We start from the raw sequence: 6261 nt of genomic DNA on the forward strand, positions 1-6261 counted from the left end.
GGAGGCCGTGGCCGGGGTCCGCTCGACGCAGGGCTCGCCGATTTATGCCGATCATGTACCCGAAGCCTCCGCCTGGGTCGTCGAGCGGATCGAGGCGCAGGGCGGGGTCGTCTACGCCAAGTCGAACACGCCGGAGTTCGGCGCCGGAGCCAACACCTTCAACGAGGTCTTCGGCGCCACCCGCAACGCCTTCGATCATACCCGCACCGCAGGCGGTTCCAGCGGTGGCGCGGCGGCGGCACTCGCCATGCGCATGCTGCCGGTGGCCGCCGGCAGCGACATGATGGGCTCGTTGAGAAACCCCGCGGCATTCAATCACGTGATCGGCTTTCGCCCCTCGTTCGGCCGGGTCCCGGGGCTGGCCGCCGACCCGTTCGGTCAGCAGCTCTCGACCAACGGCCCGATGGGCCGAACCGTCGAGGACGTGGCGCGACTGCTGGAGATCCAGTCCGGCTTCGACCGGCGCGTCCCGCTGTCGCTGGGTGAGCCGTTGCGTCCGGACCGCGGCGAGTTCGGCGATGCCCTGGCGCGCGACACGAGCGGCGTGCGGATCGGCTGGCTCGGCGACTGGCGCGGCCATCTGGCGATGGAGAGCGGCGTGCTTCCGCTGTGCGCGAGGGCGCTGGCGCGCTTCGCCGACCTGGGTTGTCGGGTGGAAGAGGTTGACCTGCCCTTCTCCGCGGAGACGCTATGGGAGAGCTGGACGACGCTGCGCCACTGGGCCGTCGCCGGTAACCTGGGCGCGTACTATACCGATCCCGCGACCCGCGAGCGGTTGAAGCCCGAGGCGCAGTGGGAAGTCGAGCGCGGCCTGCGCCTCTCGGCTCGCGATATCCACGCCGCCAACGTCCAGCGCGGCGACGCCTATCGAGCCTGGAGCGCGCTGTTCGAGCGGTTCGACTACCTGGCAATGCCCAGCGCCCAGGTGTTCCCGTTCGACGTGGAGACCCGCTGGCCCCGCGAGATCGCCGGTCGTACCCTGGACAGCTACCATCGCTGGATGGAGGTGGTGGTCCCCGCCTCGATGCTCGGCGCCCCGGCCATCAGCCTGCCGGCCGGCACCAGCGACGGCGGCCTGCCGATGGGCTTTCAACTGATCGGCCGGCCCCGGGATGACTGGGGCGTGCTGCAACTGGCGCGCGCCTTCGAGGCGGTCAGTGGCGACCTCGCCCGCCTGCCCCCGACGTTGGCGTCCGCGGGCTAGGCGAGCAGACGCTCGGGCATTCGCCGGTACGCTCGATAAGCCGCCAGCACCGTCGCCCGCTGGGCCGCCACGGCGGCCTGGAAGTCAGCGCCGTAGACCGTCTCGTCCGGATACTCGGTGATCAGCGTCATCGGTACCCTGTGGCGGTCGTCCTCCGTGACCAGACACGGGAAACCGTTGACCGTCTCGAATCCGGTATCGCCGGCATGGGTCTCGAACAGGGCGATCTGGCGATCGTTGAAGGCGCGCAGTCCCGGTACCTCGTCGAGCGCCAGCGTGACCGCCTCGATCAGCCAGCGCGAGGCGTCGGCCCAGCCGGGGGCATGACGCAGGATCAGAAAGAACCCTTTCGGTAGCGTCCACATCTCGAAGCCGCGCGGGACATAGCCCGACAGCGGCCGCGTCCACTCATGGGCCGGATAGCCGTGCAGGTTGAGATGCAGTCTCGCCCCAGTCAGCCGCTCCGCCTCGAGACGAATGGCCGTTTCGTACCACCCCGCTTCGCGATACTCCAGATCGTCGCCCAGCGCGGTGTAGCGGGCGGCGTGATGCATGTGCCTTGGATTGTCCGCCATCAGCCGCCGGTGCAACGCATAGCCGTCCGGGTTCTCGAGCGGACAGAGCGTGAAGTGCGCGCCCTCGCACTGCGCCAGCGCCTGTGCCGCCAGCAGCGTTCCCGCGGGCGAACTGGTCTCGTTGGCATGCTGGCCGGCGGAGACGATCACGCCACGGTCGCGCCCGGCCACGTAGCGCCCCTCGACTCGCCGCCCCGCGACCGAGGTGGCGTAAAACGGCGTCCCGCCGAGCGTCGCCAGCTCGTCGGCGATCTGCGCGGGCGCTAACGGCCGGGTCACGGCGTCGAGCGCTTCACCGGGAGACGATATCGACCCGCGATCGTAGGCGCGCGTCTCCACCTTCACCTCGTAGCCGTTGCCGAGCCGGATCTCCGGTACGATCTGCCCCGGCTGCAGGTGGCGATCACCCAGTGGCCTCCCCGAGCGACGCTGGAACATCTCCAGCAGCGAGAAGTAGAACTCCTCGTGCAGGGCTTCCCGCAGCGACAGCACCTCGTCGGCATAGCCGAGAGGCTCATCGGCGATCGGCAGCGTTACGGTGATGCTCAGCTCTTCGAAATAGGGTTCCTCGAAATAGGGCTCCCCGCCCCCACTCCGCTTGTCCCATTCGGCCTCGCGGATGGCCGTCATCGCCTCGGCGAAGAGCCGCTCATAGGAGGTCGTCAGGGTTTCGCCCGCGCCATCGACGATCTGCCAGCCGCAGGGGGAGAGCGCCTGTTCATCCGCGAAGTCGAGATGCCGGCGGTTGGGCGCCAGCACTTCCAGAGGCTCGTCTCGCCCATCGGCGTAATGCAACCGCAGGCGGTAGACCGGCAGCTCGTCACGCATGTCGCCCGCCGCGAACTGGAAACCGATGCCGGGATAGAGCGCCGACAGCGGATAGCTCTCCAGCAGGAAGCGCGATGACGGAGCGGCAGGATGCCGGGGGTAGGTGACCTCGACGCGCGTCAGCCCCTCGGTCACGATCTCCTCGCGGAAGGCGCAGACCAGCGGCTTGTAGGCCGAGCGACAGCGTGCGCGGATGCCACGGCTCGCCAGGGCGTCCTCGGCCCGCCGGCGCGTCGCCCGGTCGTCGAACGTCCAGGTTTCCAAGGTGGCTGCCGTGGACGTCTCGACCAGCGTGTCGAGCGTGGCGGGATAACGCTTGTCGAACAGGATCAACGGCGACACTCCGAGCAGGACGGTTTCGAAAGCACGACGGAGAAGCGGCGCCCTGGTGGCCAGGGCGCCGCTCCGGGTCATGCGATGAGGGTCACGCTACGATGACGACGGCCGATTGTCACCCGTCCCGTTCAGAACACGAACGTCAGCAGCAGGTTGAATACCAGCGCGGCGACGAAGCCGAGCGGCGCGGCACGGAACAGCAGCTTGGGCAGCAGGCCCGAGCGCGCTTCGTCCGTCGGACAGGAGCCGAGGATCAGGCTGCCGCCGGAGGAGAACGGCGAGATCGAGGTGGCCTGCGCACCGACCACGATGGCGATGAAGATGATCATCGGGTCGATCGAGAGCGTACCGGCCAGCGACGGCACCAGCGGGAACAGCGCTGGCGTGACCACGCCCAGCGTACTCGCGAACAGCGACATGAACGCGGCAACGACGCCGAACGCGACCGGAATCAGCACCGGCGGGATGTTGGTGCCGATCCAGGAGCCGAGCAGGTCGATGGTGCCCGCCTTGATCGCCACCGAGATCAGCATGCCGACACCGCAGATCATGATGATCGTGCCCCACGGCAGCGAAGCGATCGCCTTGCGCTCGTCGCCCAGTTTCATCAGTAGCGCGATGACCGAGAACACGCTGGCGATCAGGCCGATGTCCACCTTGGAATTGACGAACGTCACCGCGGCGTTGTCGGGCAGGATCAGGCTGGCGATGGGCGGCAGCAGCACCGTGGCCATCATCACCAGGGTCAGGATCAGGGTGGCGCGCTGGTCACGGTCGAGCGGGCTGGGGCGCTCGACATGCGCCAACGACGCCATCGCGGTGCCGCGCTTGCGGCCGAACAGGATCAGGCCGGACAGCACGACGATCGGCACGATCATGGTGCTGGCGAAGATGCCGAAGCTGTTGATGAAGGCCTGGTTGTCGGAGACGCCCGAACTGGTCATCAGGGTACGGAAGATGATGCCGCTCTGGCTGGAAACGAAGTTGGCACCCGCCAGCGCCCCGTAGTTGACCGCCATGGCGCCGACGATCAGGTTCAGCCCGGTGCGGCTGCACAGCAGCAGCGTGATCGGCGCCATGAACGCCAGCACGGTGTAGTAGCCCGCGCCCAGTGCCGAGATCACCACCGCCGCCAGGAAGATGGCGAACGGCAGCAGGTGCGGAAAGTGCCGACAGCGATACATCAGATGTTCGGCCAGCTTCTCCAGCGTGCCGTTGACGATCGCGAAGCTGTAGAACAGGCAGACCGAGAAGATGATGAAGAAGATCTTCAGCGGCCACATGGCGATCACTTCCTTGGGACTCAGCCCCAACCCGAAGCAACCGAGCAGGTAGGCGAAGGCGATCGCGAACAGCCCGATGTTGATCCTGGTGCGGTATCCCAGAATGATGGAGACGACGATCGCCCCCACCACCAGTAGACTCATCATAATCCTGTTCCCCTTGCGTACTTGTCATGCACTCTTCATGCGTGCTTGTCGTGTCGTCCGTCGGCCTTCAGTTCGCAGGTCCGATCTTGAACAGCCTGGCCGGGTTGTCGACCAGGACCTGCCGGCGCTCGCCGGCGTCCGGCAACAGCGTCTGCATCATCGAGAACTGGTTGTCGTAATCGACCTGATCCTCGAACCTCGTATGCGGCCAGTCGCTGCCCCACAGCAGGCGCTCGCCATGGCCATAGGCATTGCGCAGTCGATCGATGGAACGCAGCGCCTGTGCCGGATTCGAGCGACTGCGATAGGTCGCCGACAGTTTGACCCAGATCTCCTCGCTCGAAAGCAGAGACAGCAGCGCCCGATGGTGGGAGTTGATCGGATCGATCTCGCCGGAGGGCAACCCGAAGTGATCGATCACCACCGCCACGTCCGCGGCCAGGATCTGCGGCAGGATCGTGTCCAGATCTTCCATCCCGCGCTGGATCTCCACCGACCACCCGCGACGTGCCACTTTGGCGAATAGTGTTTGCCACGCCGCGCTACGATAATCTTCCAGGGGTTGCCCGATCAGGTTGAGCCGGATCCCGACGACGCCGGCTTCGGCCAGCTCATCGAGCGTCTCGTCGTCCACGTCCCGCTCCACTACCGCTGTGCCGCGCAGACGCTGCGGGAACCGGCGTAGCGCCGAGACCATGTGACTGTTGTCGGTACCCAGAAAGCTGGGCTGTACCAACACGCCGTGGGAGAGGCCGCAATGATCGAGATGCGCCAGATACTGCTCGATGGTGGCGTCGTAGTCCGGGCTGTAGCGACGGTTGCCCGCCAGTTTCAGGTCGTGCTGGAAAATATGCGCATGCGTATCGACACCGGTCAGCGCGACGGTAGCCAGTTGCGTCATGAATGGCCCTTGGTAAATGGCGTGAACACGTGACAGCGAACGGAGGGTTCGGCCTATCCTCAACATCTATTCAACTATATGAATAGATCAAACCAAAGCATACACCTAATTGGTCGCAATCCAGCTAGCCTAAGACTAAAGACGATAACAAGAGTGTTACATTTGTTTGAAACAGGGTGAAGAGGGGAAACACTCATGAAGGGAACGAGCTCGATGACGGACGAACGCCTACCGCTCTATCAACGTTTACGCGACGATATGCTTGCCAAGATCGCTGCAGGAGAATGGACACCCGGCGGCGCGATACCTACCGAGGCGGAACTGACCAGGCACTACGGCGTCGCCGTCGGCACGCTGAGAAAGGCCGTGGACACACTGGTCCAGGATGGCCTGATGAAGCGTAGCCAGGGGCGCGGCACTTTCATTCTCCGCCCAAATTTCGAGGGCTCGCTGTTCCGCTTCTTCCGCCAGGTGGATGCCCACGGCGACCGCCGGATTCCCAGGAGCCGCATTCTCTCGCGCCATCTGGAGACCGCCCCCGGGGATATCGCGGAGGCGCTGGAACTGATGGAGGCCGAACAGACGATTCGGCTGGAGAGAATCCGCCAACTCGACGGGGCGACGCTCCTGCACGAGGAGATCTGGCTGCCGGCCACCCGCTTCGATGCCCTGATGCACATCGATATCGCGGACTTTGGCAACCTGCTCTACCCCTTCTATGAATCCCATTGCGGCCAGTTGATCGGATCGGCGCGGGAAACGCTCACCGTCGAGACGGCCGGGGCGACGATCGCCGACATCCTGGGCATCGGCACGGGGCAGCCGGTCGTCATGGTGGAGCGGCTGGCGCTCGGCTACGATCGCACGCCGCTGGAGTATCGACGCTCGCGTGGCGCCGCCAGCACGTTCCGCTACCAGGTCGACATTTCCTGAGAGGGTGTTTACAAATTCGACGAGCGAAGGCGAGACAAGGCGAAATCGGCCGAA

General features: G+C 65.5%; 5 protein-coding genes. 2 read left to right on the forward strand and 3 right to left on the reverse strand.

Features of this window, described 5'->3' with window-relative positions; all coding sequences use genetic code 11:
- A partial coding sequence (locus AC3AYF_RS17025) for an amidase (RefSeq protein WP_487780064.1) occupies nucleotides 1–1204 on the forward strand: 1204 nt, incomplete at its 5' end.
- On the opposite strand, the gene AC3AYF_RS17030 is transcribed toward AC3AYF_RS17025, so the two are convergent.
- From AC3AYF_RS17030 to AC3AYF_RS17040, 3 genes are all read right to left on the reverse strand, one after another.
- On the reverse strand, nucleotides 1201–3021 hold the full coding sequence (locus tag AC3AYF_RS17030; RefSeq protein WP_295037814.1) for a M14 family metallopeptidase: 1821 nt from the start codon (nucleotides 3019–3021) through the stop codon (nucleotides 1201–1203). The genes AC3AYF_RS17025 and AC3AYF_RS17030 overlap by 4 nt on opposite strands.
- 50 nt (nucleotides 3022–3071) lie before the next feature.
- A complete protein-coding gene (locus AC3AYF_RS17035; RefSeq protein ID WP_295037812.1) occupies nucleotides 3072–4373 on the reverse strand; it encodes an SLC13 family permease in 1302 nt (433 codons plus the stop codon).
- A 67-nt stretch (nucleotides 4374–4440) separates the two neighbouring features.
- Nucleotides 4441–5274, reverse strand: a complete 834-nt coding sequence (locus tag AC3AYF_RS17040) for an amidohydrolase family protein (RefSeq protein ID WP_295037811.1) — start codon at nucleotides 5272–5274, stop codon at nucleotides 4441–4443.
- A gap of 213 nt (nucleotides 5275–5487) precedes the next feature.
- On the opposite strand from AC3AYF_RS17040, the gene AC3AYF_RS17045 reads away from it, so the two are divergent.
- Nucleotides 5488–6207, forward strand: coding sequence for a GntR family transcriptional regulator (locus tag AC3AYF_RS17045; RefSeq protein ID WP_295037810.1), 720 nt, complete (start codon nucleotides 5488–5490; stop codon nucleotides 6205–6207).
- Nucleotides 6208–6261: the final 54 nt, after the last annotated feature.

The sequence above is a fragment of the Salinicola sp. genome (assembly GCF_982684285.1).